The organism is Marinactinospora endophytica (assembly GCF_054780875.1).
In genome coordinates, this window is sequence record NZ_BAAGVM010000001.1 from 16560 (window position 1) to 33833 (window position 17274).

The window sequence follows — 17274 nt, forward strand, 5'->3', positions numbered from 1 at the left end:
GACAGGCACGCCCAGTACCCGCCCCGACCGGAATGGGCCGCTCACAATGTCGTAAAGCCGCCCCGGAACGGCGCCGGGATGTTGAGATCCGCCGCCGGGGATGCTAAAGGCCGCGCCTCAGGTATGGCCGAAACCCCGCGCGGGCCGTCCCGCCTCCCCGCCGTGGGCGTGACACCCTCCCGGCCGTCACCGGTCTCATCCGCGAGATAACCGTGGGTGAACGACTATCGTCACCCCATGGGAAACGTTGCCGATGATCCGGCGACTCGTGCAGGTGTTCCGCCGAGCGACGGTCATGGGCGGGGGACACGCCGTGGCGCGTCGGCGCGTGGCCTGTCCGTCGCCGGGGCGCTCGGCCTGTCGAACCTGTCGGGGGCGCGGGTCCTCGCCGGGGCGGCCGGGCCGGACCGTGTCATCCAGTTGCTGGACGTCATGGAGGTTCCCGACACCCTGCCGCGGGTCAAGCCGCACGAGCCCCCGCTCAGCACCGGATACCCGCCGCGCGACCCCCTCCAGGGGATGCCGCGCCTCGTGCGCGACCTGGCCGAACGCGACCTCGCGGCCAGCGCGATCAAGCCGGGGCGCTACGTGGAGGGGCTTCCGCCCGCGATGCTGCGCGCCGCAGCCGAGCCGCGGCTGCCGGTCCCGCGCCTGGGGGATGACGCGGCCTTCGACGACGTGATCGACCAGCTCCTGACCGACATCCTCAACCGTCAGGCCGCCGGCCAGCCCGCTCCGAGGAGGGCCACCGCGTCCCCGTCGGGGTGGCCCCGGCCGGGGGAGGACCGGTCGCGCCCACCTCGGCCCCCGGCCGGCTCGCCTCCCACAGACGGCGGGGGAGCGGGGCCGTCGGCGGCGCGGCCGTCACCCGCGCGGCCCCGGACCGGGAGGGGGGAAGGAAGGGGGAGGGGAGGACACCTGACGTCGGCCGCGGTCTCCGGCGCGACCGGAGGCGGCGCCGGCCCCGCGCAACGTGTCGAGCCGGAAGGACACCCGTGAAACCACCACCGTTCCACTACCACGCCCCGACCACGCTGGCCGACGCGCTGACCGTGCTGGGCGAGACCGGACCGCACGGCAAGATCCTCGCCGGGGGACAGAGCCTCATCCCTCTGCTCAACATGCGGCTGGCCGCCCCCGCCCACCTCATCGACATCAACCGCCTCGCGGAGCTCGACCGGGTGGACGTCGACGACGGCGGCGTGCGCGTGGGGGCGCTGGCCCGGCACGCCCGTGTGGAGGCCGACCGCTCCGCCGCGGAGGCGATCCCGCTGCTGCGTCAGGGACTGCGCCTGGTCGCCCATCCCGTCATCCGCAACCGCGGCACCACCGTCGGCAGTCTCGTCCACGCCGACCCGAGCGCCGAGATGCCGGCCGTGCTCGCGCTGCTCGGAGGCAGTCTCGACCTCGTCTCGGCGTCGGGCCGGCGCACGGTGGCCGCCGCGGACCTGTACGTCGGCCCCTTGGAGAGCTGCCTGCGCGCCGACGAGCTGGCCGTCTGCGCGCGTTTCCCCCGGCCCGCCCCTGGCACCGGGACCGCGTTCGTCGAGATCGCCCGCAGACGCGGCGACTACGCGGTGTGCGGGGTGGCCGCGCTCGTGACACTCGACGACGACCTGCGCGTGGCCGCCGCGCGCGCGGCCTACCTGTCGATGGCGCCGGTCCCCCACGTACTCGACCTCATCGAGGCCGTGGCCGGACGTCCCCCCGACACCGCCGACTTCGCGGCGGCCGGCCGGCTCGCCCGCGGCCGGCTCGACCCCGAGGACGACATCCACGCCACCGCCGAGTACCGCGCCCACCTGGCCGAGGTCCTCACCGCCCGCGCGCTGCGCGAGGCGGCGGAGGCGGCGGTCGGGGCGCTGGGCGCCTCCCGGCCCGACCCGGAGCGCGCGACATGAACGAGGAGACCCACGAGATCCGGCTGCGTGTCAACGGCGTGCCCCGCGCGGCCACCGTCCCGGCCCGCCGACTGCTGTCGGACTGCCTGCGCCACGACCTCGGACTGACCGGCACGCACGTCGGCTGCGAACACGGGGTGTGCGGCGCCTGCACCGTGCTGCTCGACGGGCGGCCGGTGCGCTCATGCCTGATGTTCGCCGTCGGCGCCGACGGCCACGAGGTCACCACCGTCGAGGGACTGGCCGCCGCCGACGGGACACCGCACCCCGTCCAGCGGGCCTTCCGCGAGTGCCACGGCCTCCAGTGCGGTTTCTGCATGCCGGGCTTCCTCACCGTCGTGGCGGCGTTCCTGGAGGAGAACCCCGAACCGACCGAGGAGCAGGCCCGCGAGGCGATCGGGGGCAACCTGTGCCGCTGCACGGGGTACGTCAACATCGTCCGAGCGGTCCTGCGGGCCGCGGAACTGCGCCGCGCGGCGGGGCGGGACCCGCAGGCGGGAGACCCGGCGCCGCGCGGACCGGTCAGGAGGCAACGCCCATGAGCGCGAGGATGTTCGGCGCGCCCGTCCAGCGCACCGAGGACGAACGGCTCCTCACCGGGCGCGGAGCCTACCTCGACGACCTGGGCGCCGACGCCTACGCCGCGGTGTTCGTGCGCAGCCCGCATGCCCACGCGCGCGTCCGCGACGTCGACGTCACCGACGCGCTCGACGTCGACGGGCTCATCGCGGTCTACACCCACGAGGACCTGACCGGCCCCATGGCCGAACCGCTGCCGCTGCTCCTGCCCCACCCCTGCATCGTCGACGGCCGCACCCCCCACGCCCTGGCCGCCGGGTATGTCCACCACGTCGGCGCGCCCGTGGCGATGGTCGTGGCCCGCGACCGCTACCTGGCCGAGGACGCGGCCGAGCGCATCGCCGTCGACTACGAGGTCCTCGCCCCGGTCGTCGGCATCGAGGCGGCCGTCGCCGCCGAACACGTGGTGCACGCCGGCATGTCCGACAACGTGGCCGCCCACCTGGTGCAGGAGGTCGGTGACGCGCGGGCGGCGATCGCCGCGGCCCCCCACCGCCTGGAGCTGGACCTCGACATCGAGCGATCGGCGTGCACCCCGATGGAGGGGCGCGGCGTCTACGCGCGTTGGGACGAGGCCGGCGGTTCGCTGCGCCTGTACAGCTCGACCCAGACCGCCTCGGGGGTGCGCGCCGCCGTCGCCGCCAAGCTCGGCCTCGACGTGGGCCGGGTCGAGGTCGTGGTGCCCGACGTGGGCGGCGGTTTCGGCGTCAAGATCATGCACCCCTGGCCCGAGGAGGTGATGGTGCCGTGGGCCGCCCGCCGGCTGGGCCACGGTGTGAAGTGGACCGAGGACCGCCGCGAGCACTTCATCGCAGCGGCCCACGAGCGCGGACAGCGGCACACGGTGCGCGCCGGCTTCGACGACGAGGGGCGCCTGCTCGGCCTGGACGTGGAGATCCTGCACGACAACGGCGCCTACCTGCCCTACGGCGTCATCGTCCCCATCGTGACGTCCACCCAGCTGCTCGGCTCCTACAAGCCCGGCGCCTACCGGGTGGAGTTTCGCAGCCTCTACACCACCACCGTCATCGTCACCCCCTACCGGGGCGCCGGCCGGCCCCAGGGCGTCTTCGCGATGGAGCGCACGATGGACGCCATCGCCGACCGGCTGGGCAGGGACCGGGCCGAGGTGCGCGAGGTCAACCTCATCCGGCCCGACGAGATGCCCTATGACCAGGGCCTGCTGTTCCAGGACGGCCGCCCCCTGGTCTACGACTCCGGTGACTATCCGCGGACCCTGCGCATGGTCAAGGAGCTGATCGGCTGGGAGGGGTTCGCCGCCGAACGGGAGCGGGCGCGTGCCGAGGGGCGGCGGATCGGCATCGGCCTGGCCTGCTACGTCGAGGGCACCGGCCCCGGCCCCTATGAGGGCGGGCACGTCCAGGTCGGGACCGACGGCAGGGTGCGCGTCGCGACCGGGCTGACCAGCCAGGGGCAGGGCCACCACACGATCCTGGCCCAGATCGTCGCCGACGAGCTGGGGGTTGCGATGTCCGACGTCGAGGTGACGACCGGCGACACCCGGCGTATGCCCTACTCGGTGGGGACCTTCGCCTCGCGCGGGGCGGTCATGAGCGGCAGCGCCGTGGCCCTGGCCGCCCGGAAGGTCCGGGAGAAGGCGCTGCGCGTGGCCGCCGACGCGCTGGAGGCCGACCCCGGCGACCTGGAGATCGCCGGGGGACGGGTCCACGTGCGCGGCGTCCCCGGGGCGGGCATGGACCTGGGGACGGTGGCGGTGCTGTCCAACCCGCTGCGCTACGCCTTCGACGAGGCGTCCCGGGCGGCGACCCAGTTCGCCCGGCCGGCCGACCACGCGGCCCCGCCGGTGCCCGAGGGGGACGCGCCCGGGCTGGAGGGCACCGACTTCCATTCGCCGTTGCGCTCCACCTTCGCCAACGGCGCGCACGCGGTGGTCGTGGAGACCGACCCCGAGACCGCCGAGATCACGATCCTGCGCTACTGCGTGGTCCACGACTGCGGCCGGCTCGTCAACCCGCTCATCGTCGAGGGGCAGATCCACGGCGGGGTGGCCCAGGGCGTGGCCGGGGCCCTGTACGAGCGCATGGCCTACGACGCCGACGGGCAGCTCCTCAACGCCTCGTTCATGGACTTCCTCGTCCCCTACGCCAGTGAGATCCCGCCGATCCGGATCGCCCACCTGGAGACCCCCAGCCCGCTCAACCCGCTCGGGGTCAAGGGGGCGGGCGAGGCGGGGGTGATCCCCGGGGCGGCGGTCATCGCCTCGGCGATCGAGGACGCCGAGGGGTTCCCCGTCCGCTCGATGCCGATCTCGCCGTCGGACCTGTTTGGGCTGCGCCGGCGGTTCGCGGCCGGCGAGATCCCGCCGCTGCGCCGCGCCGAGCGCGCCCGAGGACGGCGCGCCAACGAGACAGGAGAACCGGACGTATGAAGGTCACCGGCAACGCCACGCTGAACGCGCCCGTCGAGGAGGTGTGGGACACCCTGCTGGACCCGCGGGTGCTGGCCCGCGCCATCCCCGGCTGCGAGCAATTGGAGGCCACCGGTCCCGATCGCTACCGCGGCACGATCACCGCGGGGGTCGCCTCGATCCGGGGGACCTTCCAGGGGGAGGTGGAGCTGGCCGACCTGCGGCGGCCGGCCGCGCTGACGCTGCGGGCCGCCGGCGCGGGCGGACCCGGGACGGTCCGGGCCGAGGTCGCGGTGCGCCTGGCCGACCTGGGGGACGGCCGGACCGAGGTCGCCTACGACGCCGACGCGGTGGTCGGCGGCATGGTCGGCGGGGTCGGCCAGCGCGTCCTGGCCGGTGTCGCCAAGAGGATGGCCGGGGAGTTCTTCGCCGCGATCGACGGCGAGCTCGCCGGCCGCACCGCGCCGGAGGGCGCACCCGTGCCGGCGGCGGGCCCCGATGATGTGGCGCACACCGCATCGGCTCCCGCCGGGCCGCGGGTGCCCTCAGGCGCGGGCGGGGCGCCCGTGCCGGCCGGGGGAGCGGGGTTCGTCGAAGGCGCCCTGGTCGGCGCGGTGATCGCGCTGGTCGGGGTCGTGGTGGGCGCCGTCGTGGCCCGGCGCGCGGGAGGAGAAGGGTGAGGAAACGGTGAGAACAGCGGTGTTCGCCGCCAACCGGGACGCCACTTTCACCGGAGCCGCTCCGCCTTCTCCGCGCCGGGAAGGGGCCTCGACGCCGCAGGTCAGGGCGCGGAGGCGGGCGGCGAACGGGAAGGAGCGGGGAGGGGCGGGGTGAGGGCGCTGCGTATGGGGTCGACCACGCCACGTCCAACGGAATGCTAGGTTCACTGGAAGGTGGGCGAAGTTGATCTTCATCGCCAGACCCTTGAGCCCGCGTCGCGAGGACACAGACCAGTGAACGACTCCCCGAAGCTCTCCACCAAGATCATCGTTGCCGGCGGTTTCGGCGTCGGCAAGACGACGTTCGTGGGCACGGTCTCGGAGATTCCGCCGGTGCGCACGGAGGCCGCGGTCACGGCAGCGAGCGCCGGCATCGACGACCTGTCCAAGACGCCGGACAAGACGAGCACGACCGTCGCCATGGACTTCGGCCGCATCTCGCTCGACACCGACCTGACGCTCTACCTCTTCGGCACCCCCGGCCAGCAGCGTTTCTGGTTCATGTGGGACGACATGGTGAAGGGCTCCCTCGGAGCGGTCATCCTCGTCGACACCCGCCGCCTGGAGGAGTCCTTCCAGGCCATCGACTACTTCGAGAAGCAGTACCGGCTGCCCTTCCTCATCGCGGTCAACGCCTTCGCCGAGGAGCACGTCTACACCGCCGACGAACTGCGCGACGCGCTCGCCCTGGGACCCGACGTGCCGGTCGTGTGGTGCGACGCCCGCGAGCGCGACTCGGTGCTCAGCGTACTGATCAAGCTGGTCAAGCACGCCATGGCGATGGAGGCCCGCCAGCGCGGCCAGCTCGTGCACCAGGGCTAGACCGGCCCCATGCGAAGGATCCTGATCGTCGGCAGCGGCCAGTCCGGCCTGTACCTGGCCATGGGACTGCTCTCCGACGGCTACGACGTCACCTTGATGTCGATGCGCACGCCCGAGGAGATCCGGGCCGGCCGGGTCACCTCCACCCAGGTGCTCTTCTCCTCGGCGCTGGAACGGGAACGCCGCCAGGGCCTGGACCTGTGGGCGGAGCAGACGCCGCCGATCGAGCGTGTCGGTGTGACCCTGGCCGGCGAGGACGGCGAGGTCGAGGCCGACTGGAGCGGACGGCTGCGCGGGCCCGCCGGATCGGTGGACCAGCGGCTGAAGATGGCGGGCTGGCTGGAGGAGTTCGAGGAGCGGGGCGGTCGCGTGGTCATCCACGGGGCGACGGTCTCGGACCTGGAGTGGTTCGCCGGCATGTACGACCTCGTCGTCATCGCCGCGGGCAAGGGCGAACTCGTCGACCTGTTCGACCGCGACGCGGAGCGCTCGCCGGGAAGGGAGCGGTGGCGCAGGGTCGCCGTCGCCTATGTGCACGGCGTGCGGCCCCGCGACGACGAGGACGCCGGTGTGGTGCGCCGGAACATGCTGGCGGGAGCGGGCGAGCTGGTCGTCGCACCGTCGCTGTCGCTCGACGGCCCGTGCACGACCCTGTTCGCGGACATCCCGCCCGGTGGACCGATGGACCTGTTCCAGGATGCGGGGCGCGGCCCCCGCGGGGTGCTGGCGGCCTTTCTCGAACTGATCCGGCGCCACGCCCCCTGGGAGTACGAGCGGTGCCGCGACGCCGAGCCCGTCGACGCGGGGGCGGCCCTGGCCGGAACCTACCTGCCGGTCGTGCGGCACCCGGTGGGCATGCTGCCCTCGGGGGGTGTGGTGCTCGGCATGGCCGACGTCGTCGTCGCCACCGATCCGATCACCTCCCAGGGGGCCAACTCGGCGGTCAAGTGCGCCGAGATTTATCGGCGGGCGATCGTCGCGCACGGCGACCGCCCTTTCGACGAGGCGTTCATGCGCGCGGCGTTCAACGGGTACTGGACCTACGCCCGCCACGTCATCGCCTGGACCAACGCGATGCTGGACCGTCCCCAGCACGTGCTGGAGCTGTTGCGGGCGGGGGAGCACAGTCCCGAGCTCGCCGAGCGTTTCGCCAACGGCTTCGACGATCCCACCGACTTCCTCGGGTGGTTTCTGCACCCCGAACGCGCGGTGCGCTATTTGCGGGAGCTGCACACCGGGGTGTGAGCCGGATGTGAACGGGAGTGAAACAGACCCCGCCCGCGCCTGTCTTTTTTGTGGCCATATGGTGCATTTCGCTGGTTTCATTTTTTGAAATGTGAAAGACGGGCGTCCCCATGCGAAGGATCTTGATCGTCGGTGCCGGCCAGTCGGGGTTGCAGCTCGCCCTGGGCCTGCTTGAGGACGGCTACGACGTCACCGTCGTTTCCGCGCGTACCTCCGAGGAGATCCGGGCCGGCCGGGTCACCTCCACCCAGTGCCTGTTCGCCACGGCGCTCGGCCTTGAGCGCGCCCTCGGCCTGGACCTGTGGGCCGACGAGGCGCCCCGCATCGAAGGGGTCGGCGTCTCCCTCACCGGAGCCGGCGGGGAGCGGACCGCCGACTGGCTCGGCCGGCTCCACGGCGACGCCCAATCGGTGGACCAGCGCGTGAAGATGGCCGAGTGGCTGGAGGAGTTCGAGGAGCGCGGCGGTCGCGTCGTCATCCACGGCGTGACGGTCTCGGACCTGGAGGGCTTCGCCCGCATGTACGACCTCGTCGTGGTCGCCGCGGGACGCGGGGAGATCGCCCAGGTGTTCGATCCCGACCCCGCCCGTGTCGCGCACCCCGGTCCCAGCCGCTCCCTCGCCCTCGCCTACGTGCACGGTGCGGGGCCGCGCCCCGGGCGGCCGGAGACCACCGCGCTGCACTGCGCCATCGCCCCGGGGGTCGGCGAGTTCTTCGTCGTTCCCTCCTACACGCTCAGCGGCCCCTGCGACATCCTGTTCCTCGCCGGCGTGCCGGGAGGCCCGCTGGACGTGTTCGAAGGGGTCGGCGACCCCGACGAGCACCTGGAACACACCCGGGAGCTCATCGAGCGCTTCTTCCCCTGGGAGGGCGAGCGCTTCCAAGACGCCGAACCCACGGATGCGCGGGGGGTCCTCTCGGGCGCCCACACCCCGATCGCGCGCCGGCCGGTCGGCCGCATCGGCGGCACCCTCGTGTTCGGCATGGCCGACGTCGTCGTCGCCAACGCCCCGATCACCTCCCAGGGGGCCAACTCCGCGGCCCGCTGCGCCGAGATCTACCGGCGGGCGATCGTCGCGCACGGCGACCGCCCCTTCGACGAGGCGTTCATGAACGCGACGTTCGCCGAATACCGGGCCCACGTCCGTCACGTCACGGCCTGGACCGAGGCGATGCTGCGCCCCACACCCCGCATCCTGGGGCTGTTGCAGGCCGCCGGAACCCGTCAGGACATCGCCGACCGCTACGCCAACGCCTTCGACGACCCCGCCGACCTGGAGACGTGGTTCCTCGACTCCGCCGCCGCGCCGGCCGCCCTGGCGGGGGCCGTCGCCGGCTGAACCCCGGCCCGCCGCACCCATGGACGCGGCGGGCCCGTGTGGCGTCCGCCACTTCAAGCGGCGGGTGCGGGGAACCACGCGCCCCGCCGTCGCGTTACCCTGCTGTGGTGTTCGGACGAATGGCCGAGAGTGTCCGGCGGGTGCTCGGTAGACCCGGTTCGGTGGATCTGCGGCCCTATGTGAAACTACTCAAGCCGATCGAGGACCGTGAGGCGGAACTGGGCGGCCTCAGCGATACGGAGCTGACCGCCAAGGCCGCCGAGCTCGGTGACGCCGAGCTGCCCTACGAACGTGACGATCTCGTCGAACTGTGCGCCGTGGGACGCGAGGCGGCCCGCCGCGCGCTCGGCGAGCGCCCCTTCGACGTCCAGCTCGTCGGTGTCATGGCGCTGCTGGACGGACGCATCGCCCAGATGGCCACGGGCGAGGGCAAGACCCTCGCCGGCGCGCTGGCCGCGGCCGGGTTCGCGCTGCGCGGGCGCCGGGTCCACGTCATCAGCGTCAACGACTACCTCGCCCGCCGCGACGCCGAATGGATGCGGCCCCTCTACGACCTCCTCGGCGTCACCGTCGGCTGGATCGGGCAGGAGGCCGACGCCAAGGAACGCCGCGCGGCCTACGCGGCCGAGGTCACCTACGCCTCGGTCAGCGAGCTGGGCTTCGACGTGCTCCGCGACCGCCTCGCCACCGACCCCGCCGACCTGGTGGTCCCCGATCCGGGGGTCGCCCTCATCGACGAGGCCGACTCGGTGCTGGTGGACGAGGCGCGCGTGCCGCTGGTCCTGGCCGGCGCCGCCGAGGCGGTCGAGTCCGACGTGGCGATGGCCGAGCTGGTCCGGGGACTGCGGCCGGGGCGCCACTACGAGGTCGACGACGAGGGGCGCAACGTCCACCTGACCGACACCGGCATCGAGGCCGTCGAGGAGGCGCTCGGCGGTGTGGACCTGTACTCCGCCGACGACACCTCCATCCTGCCGCGGGTCAACCTCGCCCTGCACGCCCACGCGCTGTTCCAGCGCGACGTCCACTACGTGGTGCGCGACGGCGAGGTCAAGCTCATCAACGAGTCGCGGGGCCGCATCGCCCTGCTGCAACGGTGGCCTGACGGCCTCCAGGCGGCGGTCGAGGCCAAGGAGGGGGTGGCGGCCAGCGACTCCGGCGAGGTCCTCGACTCCATCACGGTGCAGGCGCTGCTGCTGCGCTACCCGGTCCGCTGCGGCATGACCGGCACCGCCATGGCCGTCGCCGAGCAGCTCCGCGAGTTCTACGAGCTCGAGGTCGCGGTCATCGAACCGAACAAACCCTGCGTGCGGGTGGACGAACCCGACCGTCTCTACGCGACGCAGGAGGAGAAGGAGGACGCGCTCGTCGCCGAGGTCGCCGAGGTCCACGCGACCGGCCGGCCCATCCTGATCGGTACCCAGGACGTGGCCGAGTCGGAGCGGATCGCGCGGCGGCTCGCCGCCGAGGGGCTGACCTGCTCCGTGCTCAACGCCAAGAACGACGCCGAGGAGGCCCCGGTCATCGCCGAGGCCGGAGCCTACGGCGCCATCACGGTCTCCACCCAGATGGCCGGCCGCGGCACCGACATCCGCCTGGGCGGCAGCGACACCTCCGACCGCGACCGCGTGGTCGAGACGGGCGGCCTCTACGTCATGGGCTACGGCCGCTACCCCAGCAGCCGGCTGGACGACCAGCTGCGGGGACGCGCCGGCCGCCAGGGCGACCCGGGAAGCTCCCGGTTCTTCGTCAGCGTCGAGGACGAACTGGTCGCCGCCAACGCCCCCGAGACCCGCGGGTACGACGTGACGGCCGAGGGGGAGATCACCGATCCGTCCTGGCGGGACGTGGTCAACCACGCCCAGCGCGTCGCCGAGGGCCGGCTCATGGAGCTGCACCGCAACACCTGGCGCTACAACAAGCTCATCGACCTGCAACGCGGGGTCGTGCTGGAACACCGCTCCGAGGTGCTCCACGCCGACCAGGGCGACCGCCAGCTCGCCGTGGACTGTCCCGAACGCCACGCCGAGCTGGTCGAGGAGGTCGGCGCCGAGGAGGTCGCCCGCGCCGCGCGGCTGATCACCCTGTACCACCTGGACCAGGGGTGGGTGGACCACCTGGCGTTTCTCGCCGACCTGCGCGAGGGGATCCACCTGCGCTTCCTGGGGCGGCGCAATCCGCTGGACGAGTTCAACGCCGAGGCGGCGCCGGCCTTCAAGGGCTTCCTCGACGACGCCCGCGCCCGCGCGGCCGAGACGTTCAACGAGGCCCCGGTGGTCGACGGGCGCATCGATGTGGCGCAGGCCGGCGTCAAGCGTCCCTCGATCACCTGGACCTACATGGTCCAGGAGCATCCCTTCAGCACGGAGTTCGAGAACGCGGCCGGCCGGATCAGGAGCGCGTTGGGCCGCGGTTAGACCGTCGCCGCCCCGCCCCGTCCCGCTCGCGCGGGGCGGGGCGCTCGCTATCCTTGCCGAACGTGGCCGTACAACCGCAGATCCCCCCGCACCGGGCCGGCCGTCCGGTACGCGCCGGCATCCCCGAGCACGGGCGCATCCCCCGTTACTACGAGGCCAAGGCCCGGCTGCTGGAACTGGTCGAGGAGCTCGCCGAGGACGCCGCCCTGCCGCCCGAGCGGGAGCTGGCCGAACGCTTCGGGGTTTCGCGGATGACGCTGCGCCAGGCGGTGGACGACCTCGTCCTCGACGGGGTGCTGCGCCGCCGCCGGGGGAGCGGGACCCGCGTCGCCCCGCCCAAGCTGTCCCATCCGCTGGCCCTGGCCAGTTACACCGAGGGGATGCGCAGCCAGGGGGTGCGTCCCGGCCGCACGCTCGTCACGATGGAGCGTCTTGCCTGCGATGACGGGCTGGCCGCGGACCTCGCCCTGAGGCCGGGGGAACCGGTCCTGCACATCGAACGGGTCCTGCTCGCCGACGACGAGCGGGTGGGCCTGGAGTCGACCTACCTGCCCGAGCGGCGCTTCCCGGACCTGGAGAGGGTGTTCGATCCGGCCGAGTCGCTGTACGCCTGTCTCCAGCAGCGCCTGGGGGTGGTGTTCGGCGAGGCGGAGGAGCGCATCGAGACCGTGCTGGCGACGCCGCGCGAGGCCCTGCTGATCGGCAACAACCCCAAGCTGCCGATGCTGCTGTTGCACCGGGTGTCGCGTGACACCGACGGGGTGCCCTTCGAGCGGGTCCGTTCGCTGTACCGGGGGGATCGCTACAGCTTCGTGGCCCGGTTGTCCCCGTCGGGGTGAGGAGGGGATCGGGGCCGTGTCCGCGCGTCCCGGGGAGGACCCTCCTTTTTTGATAACGAAAAGGTAACTGATCTAGACCAAGCTTCCCTCGTGGTTCACCTCCCCTTCCCCGCCGGGCAGGTTTCCCGATGACCGGGCGGCCCACGATCGTTCACGTGAGAATCGTCGTCATCGGTGGCGGCGTCCTGGGCACCATGCACGCCTGGCACGCCGTCGAACGCGGACATGAAGTCGTCCAGATCGAACGCGAGGCCGACTCCAGGGGCGCCTCGCTGCGCAACTTCGGCCTGGTGTGGGTGAGCGGTCGCCCCGCCGGGCGGGGACTACAGATCGCGTTGCGCGCCCGCACCCTGTGGGAGCGGATCGGCGGGCGCGTCCCCGGCCTCGGCTTCCGGGCCAACGGCTCCCTGACGGTGCTGCGCACCCCGGGCGAGCTCGCCGTCGCCCAGGAGTTCGCCCAAGGGGGGAGCCTCGACAGCCGGGGCACCCGGCTGGTCGACCCCGAGGAGGCGCGAACCGTCAACCCGGCCCTGCGCGGCCCCATGCTCGGCGCCCTGTGGTGCGAGCGGGACGCGGCGGTGGAACCCCGCGTCGCCCAGCGGGAACTCCGCGCCCACCTGCTCGCCGGCGGACGCTACACCTGGCTTCCCGGACGCGAGGTACGCCACGTCGACACCGGGGTCGCGGTGGACGACCACGGCGACCGCCACCACGGCGACGTGATCATCGTGTGCCCCGGGGCGGCCCTGTCGGGCCTGGTCCGCGAACTCGCCGGCCCGATCCCGGTCCGCCGGGTCCGGTTGCAGATGATGCAGACCGCGCCGCTGGGGGAGCGCCTCACCACCTCCGTCGCCGACGGCGACAGCCTGCGCTACTACCCGGCCTACGCGGGCCCGGCGCTGGAACGGCTCGTCGAGACCGAGCCGCAGCCCGAGGTCGCGGCCCACCACCGCATGCAACTGCTCATGGTGCAGCGGGCCGACGGAGGGCTGACCATCGGCGACACCCACGCCTACGCGGAGCCCTTCGACTTCGACGTCGCCACCGAGCCCTACGACCACCTGGAGACGCGCGTCGCCGAACTGCTCGGCCGTCCCCTGCCGTCCGTCCGACGGCGCTGGGCCGGCGTCTACGCCCAGGCCGACGACGGCGACGTCGTCTACCGCCGGCGCGTCAGCGACGGCGTGTGGCTGCTGACCGGCACCGGAGGCGGCGGCATGACCTGCTCGCCCGCCATCGCCGAGGAAACCGTCGAGGAGCTCGGACTGTGACCCACCACCCGCCCGTCTCCCTCGCCGTCGTGGACATGGCCGGTACCACCGTCTTGGACGACGGCCTGGTCGAGGAGGCCGCCACCCGGGCCTTCGCCGCCGCCGGGGTCGCCGACGACGCCCACGACCGTGCCCTGCGCTACGTGCGCGACACCATGGGCCAGTCCAAGATCACCGTCTTTCGCGCCCTCTTCGGCTCCGAGGAGGTGGCCCAGCGCGCCAACGCCGCCTTCGAGGAGGCCTACGCCGACCTCGTCGCCGCGGGCCGCTGCGCGCCCGTCCCCGGCGCGCAGGAGGCCGTGCGCTCCCTGCGGGAGGCCGGGGTGGCGGTCGCGTTCACCACCGGGTTCGCCCCGGTCACCCGGGACGCGATCCTCTCCAGCCTCGGGTGGCGCGACCTCGCCGACCTCGCCCTCAGCCCGGTCGACGCCGGCCGTGGCCGCCCCTACCCCGACATGGTGCTGACCGCCGTGCTGCGACTGGGCGTGGCGGACGTCCGCGCCGTCGCCGTCACCGGCGACACCGCCTCCGACATGCGCTGCGCCCGCAGCGCGGGGGCCGGCCTGGCCGTCGGCGTCCTCACCGGCGCCCACGACCGCGCCGCGCTGACGGAGGCCGGCGCCACCCACGTCATCGACTCGGTCCGCGACCTCCCGGCGCTCATCGCCTCCACCGGGACCGACCCCGCCTCCCAGGAGTGACCCATGCGTTCCACCCATCGCGCCCTCGCCGGCGCGGCCCTGCCCCTTCTCCTGCTGGGCACCGCGTGCGGCGGGACCGGCGCGGCCCAGGCCGAATCCGAGACCGTCACCGTCTACAGCGCCGACGGCCTCAAGCCCTGGTATGACGACCGCTTCGCCGAGTTCGAGGAGCAGACGGGCATCGCCGTCGAACTGGTCGAGGCCGGTTCGGGGGAGGTCGTCTCCCGTCTGGAGAAGGAGCGGGCCAACGTCCAGGCCGACGTGCTGGTGACCCTGCCCCCGTTCGTGCAGCAGGCCGCCCGCGAGGATCTGCTCGCGAGCTACGCCCCCGAGGGGATCGAGCAGGTCCCCGCCGAACGACGCGACGGCGAGGACCGCTACGCCCCGCTGGTCGACAACTACCTGTCCTTCATCCGCAACACCGAACACGCCGACCCCCTCCCCGACACCTGGGAGGACCTGCTGGACCCCGGCCTGAAGGGCAAGGTCCAGTACTCCACGCCCGGCCAGGCCGGCGACGGCACCGCGGTCCTGCTCCACCTCCAGCAGGTCATGGGCGAACAGGAGGCGCTGGACTACCTCGGCGAGCTCGAGGCCAACAACGTCGGCCCCTCCTCCTCCACCGGGCGGCTGCAACCCAAGGTGGACAAGGGCGAGCTGCACGTCGCCAACGGCGACGTGCAGATGAACCTCACCTCCATCGAACAGGACGGCGCGGGGTTCGAGGTCTTCTTCCCCGCTGACGCCGACGGCGAGCGGTCGACGCTGGCCATCCCCTACTACGCCGGACTCGTCGCCGGGGCCCCGCAGACGGAGAACGGGAAGCGCCTCCTGGACTTCCTGTACTCCGCCGAGGTGCAGGCCAGTCTCTCCGAGGTCTACGGCGACCCCGTGCGCGACGACGTCGAGGCCACCGACGAGCGGGCCAAGCGCATCGAGGAGCTGCTGTCGGGCGTCGAGGTGCGCCAGCCCGACTGGACGGTCGTCCTGGACAACCTCGACGCCGACCTCGCCGCCTACGAGGAGGCGGTCGGACGATGAGCGCGGCCCCCGCCATCCAGCTGCGCGGCGTGGGCGTGGACTACGGGCGCAAGACCGCGCTGGCCGACCTCGACCTCACCGTCGAGCGGGGCGAGACCCTCGCCCTGCTCGGCCCCTCGGGCTCGGGGAAGTCCACCGCGCTCAAGGCCGTCGCCGGTTTCGTCCGCCCCTCGCGTGGGCGGGTGCTGCTCGAGGGGCGCGACGTCACCGACCTGCCCCCGCATCAACGGGGCATCGGCGTCGTGGTGCAGAACTACGCCCTGTTCCCCCACATGAGTGTGGCGGCCAACGTCGGGTTCGGGCTTCGGGCGCGGCGCGCGCCCCGCGCCGAGATCCGGGAGCGGGTCGCCGAGGTCTTGGACCTGGTCGGCATGTCGGCGTTCGCCGACCGCTCGCCCCGCCAGCTGTCCGGGGGACAGCAGCAGCGGGTCGCCATCGCCCGGGCGCTGGCGATCCGCCCGGCGGTCCTGCTCCTGGACGAGCCGCTGTCGGCCCTGGACGCGGCGTTGCGCGAGGAGATGGTGGGCGAACTGCTCCGGCTGCGCGCCGAACTGCCCGACACCACCATCGTCCATGTCACCCACGACCAGAGCGAGGCGCTCGCGCTCGCGCACCGCATCGCGGTCATGCGCGACGCCCGCCTGGTCGACGTGGGACCGGCCCGCGAGATGTACCGGACCCCGCGCACCGAGTTCACCGCGGCCTTCCTCGGCGCGGCCAACCTGCTGCCGGTGGAGGTCGTCGAGGTCGACGGCGAGGGGGGCGCGACGGTGCGGCTGGGAGACGCGATCATGCGGGCCCGCGTCTCCGGGGAGCTCGACGGGCGGCGCCGCGCCGTGCTCGGTGTGCGCCCGCAACGGGTCGGCGTCCACGCCGAGGGAACCGGCGGACTGCCGGCACGCCTGCTCGCCGCCCAGTGGCGCGGCGAGGTGTTCCGCCTGGATCTGCGCCTGGACGGGGCGGCGCACTCCGGCCAGGAGGTGCGGGTGCGCGCCGAGGTCGCCTCGATCGAGGGGCTGCCCCCGGTCGGTGGGCGGGTGGCGCTGACCGTTCCCGACGGCTGCCCGCTGATCGCGGACGCCTCCCCCGAGGAGGAGACGTGAGCGTCGAGGCCGTGACAGGGGCGGCGCAGGAGAGCCCGGCCGTCCCGGCCGGGACGGCGCCCGCCGCGCCGGCGCGTGGAACCGGGCGCAGGGCGGCGCTGTGGGCGCTGCCGCCGCTGATCGTCGTCGCCGACTTCTTCTGTTACCCGCTCGCCCTCGTCGTCGCGCAGTCCTTCATCGCCGAGACCGGCGGTCCGACCCTCGCGGTGTGGGCCGACGTGGTGACGTCGCCGGAGTTCGGGGCGGGTGTCGCCCGCACGGTCCTCATCGCCGTGGGGGCCGCGGCGGGGTGCGCGCTGATCGGGACCTTCCTGGCGTTGGTCGTGTCCTTCGCCCCGTTCCCGGGGGTGCGCCTGGTGTCGGGCCTGGTGGCGGTGCTGCCGGCGGTCCCCGGGTTCCTGATCGTCTTGTCCTTCACCTTCCTCTACGGCAGCGCGGGCGCGCTCAACGCCCTCCTCGGCGGCTCCCTGGACTTCCTCTACACCCCGTGGGGGGTGCTCCTGGCGGAGATCACCCTGTTCACCCCGTTCGTGATGCGTCCGCTGGTCGCCGCGTTCGGGCAGATCCCCCGGGCGCGGCTCGACGTCGCGGCGAGCCTGGGAGCGCGTCCCTGGCGGGTGCTGTGGCAGGTGGTGCTGCCCGAGGTCCGTCCCGCGCTGGCCGCCGCGACCTGCCTGGTGCTGCTGATGGCGGCCAACGAGTTCGGGATCGTGCTGTTCATCGGGGCCAAGGACGTGGTCACCCTCCCCGTCCTCGTCTACACCTGGGGCATCGTCACCTTCGACTATCCGGCGGCGTGCGTCGTCGCGGTCGTCAACGTGGTGCTGTCGCTGCTGTTGTACGGCGTCTACCGCTGGGTGCTGTCGGGAAGGGGGAAGCGGCGTGCTCGTGTGGACGAGGACTAGCC

General features: G+C 73.3%; 15 protein-coding genes. All 15 read left to right on the forward strand.

All coding sequences use genetic code 11. The features are described from left to right. Positions 1-237 precede the first annotated feature (237 nt). The 15 genes from ACYVHU_RS00065 (at position 238) to ACYVHU_RS00135 (ending at position 17272) form a co-directional block, all read left to right on the forward strand. A complete protein-coding gene (locus tag ACYVHU_RS00065) occupies positions 238-999 on the forward strand; it encodes a PucR family transcriptional regulator ligand-binding domain-containing protein (RefSeq protein ID WP_498947316.1) in 762 nt (253 codons plus the stop codon). After that, a complete protein-coding gene (locus ACYVHU_RS00070; RefSeq protein ID WP_078760062.1) occupies positions 996-1901 on the forward strand; it encodes an FAD binding domain-containing protein in 906 nt (301 codons plus the stop codon). Before ACYVHU_RS00065 ends, ACYVHU_RS00070 begins: the two co-directional genes overlap by 4 nt. Then, complete coding sequence (locus ACYVHU_RS00075; protein WP_498947317.1) at positions 1898-2443, forward strand: (2Fe-2S)-binding protein; 546 nt, start codon at positions 1898-1900, stop codon at positions 2441-2443. Before ACYVHU_RS00070 ends, ACYVHU_RS00075 begins: the two co-directional genes overlap by 4 nt. Further along, the gene (gene cutA, locus ACYVHU_RS00080) at positions 2440-4890 is read left to right on the forward strand and encodes an aerobic carbon-monoxide dehydrogenase large subunit (protein ID WP_498947318.1); all 2451 of its coding nucleotides are present in this window, start codon (positions 2440-2442) and stop codon (positions 4888-4890) included. The genes ACYVHU_RS00075 and cutA overlap by 4 nt, the downstream gene beginning before the upstream one ends. Further along, entirely contained in the window at positions 4887-5549 is a 663-nt protein-coding gene (locus tag ACYVHU_RS00085) for an SRPBCC family protein (RefSeq protein ID WP_078760065.1), read from the forward strand. The genes cutA and ACYVHU_RS00085 overlap by 4 nt, the downstream gene beginning before the upstream one ends. 273 nt (positions 5550-5822) lie before the next feature. Continuing rightward, complete coding sequence (locus tag ACYVHU_RS00090) at positions 5823-6410, forward strand: GTP-binding protein (protein ID WP_078760066.1); 588 nt, start codon at positions 5823-5825, stop codon at positions 6408-6410. Positions 6411-6419: 9 nt separating this feature from the next. Then, positions 6420-7655 carry a styrene monooxygenase/indole monooxygenase family protein gene (locus tag ACYVHU_RS00095; protein WP_078760067.1) on the forward strand — a complete coding sequence of 412 codons (1236 nt, stop codon included), beginning with the start codon at positions 6420-6422 and terminating at the stop codon, positions 7653-7655. 110 nt (positions 7656-7765) lie between these two features. Next, positions 7766-8995 carry a styrene monooxygenase/indole monooxygenase family protein gene (locus ACYVHU_RS00100; RefSeq protein ID WP_078760068.1) on the forward strand — a complete coding sequence of 410 codons (1230 nt, stop codon included), beginning with the start codon at positions 7766-7768 and terminating at the stop codon, positions 8993-8995. Positions 8996-9114: 119 nt separating this feature from the next. Beyond that, the gene (gene secA2, locus ACYVHU_RS00105) at positions 9115-11412 is read left to right on the forward strand and encodes an accessory Sec system translocase SecA2 (RefSeq protein ID WP_078760506.1); all 2298 of its coding nucleotides are present in this window, start codon (positions 9115-9117) and stop codon (positions 11410-11412) included. 62 nt (positions 11413-11474) lie between these two features. Next, positions 11475-12251: a GntR family transcriptional regulator gene (locus tag ACYVHU_RS00110; protein WP_078760069.1), complete on the forward strand. Its 777-nt coding sequence runs from the start codon at positions 11475-11477 to the stop codon at positions 12249-12251. 161 nt (positions 12252-12412) lie between these two features. After that, positions 12413-13522: a TIGR03364 family FAD-dependent oxidoreductase gene (locus ACYVHU_RS00115; RefSeq protein WP_200813527.1), complete on the forward strand. Its 1110-nt coding sequence runs from the start codon at positions 12413-12415 to the stop codon at positions 13520-13522. Between the two features lie 35 nt (positions 13523-13557). Next, entirely contained in the window at positions 13558-14223 is a 666-nt protein-coding gene (locus tag ACYVHU_RS00120; protein ID WP_078760508.1) for a phosphonatase-like hydrolase, read from the forward strand. A gap of 3 nt (positions 14224-14226) precedes the next feature. Next, complete coding sequence (locus ACYVHU_RS00125; RefSeq protein WP_078760070.1) at positions 14227-15264, forward strand: 2-aminoethylphosphonate ABC transporter substrate-binding protein; 1038 nt, start codon at positions 14227-14229, stop codon at positions 15262-15264. Further along, positions 15261-16367 carry an ABC transporter ATP-binding protein gene (locus ACYVHU_RS00130; RefSeq protein WP_078760071.1) on the forward strand — a complete coding sequence of 369 codons (1107 nt, stop codon included), beginning with the start codon at positions 15261-15263 and terminating at the stop codon, positions 16365-16367. The genes ACYVHU_RS00125 and ACYVHU_RS00130 overlap by 4 nt, the downstream gene beginning before the upstream one ends. Then, positions 16364-17272 carry a 2-aminoethylphosphonate ABC transporter permease subunit gene (locus ACYVHU_RS00135; RefSeq protein WP_235000699.1) on the forward strand — a complete coding sequence of 303 codons (909 nt, stop codon included), beginning with the start codon at positions 16364-16366 and terminating at the stop codon, positions 17270-17272. Before ACYVHU_RS00130 ends, ACYVHU_RS00135 begins: the two co-directional genes overlap by 4 nt. The last annotated feature ends 2 nt before the right edge of the window (positions 17273-17274 follow it).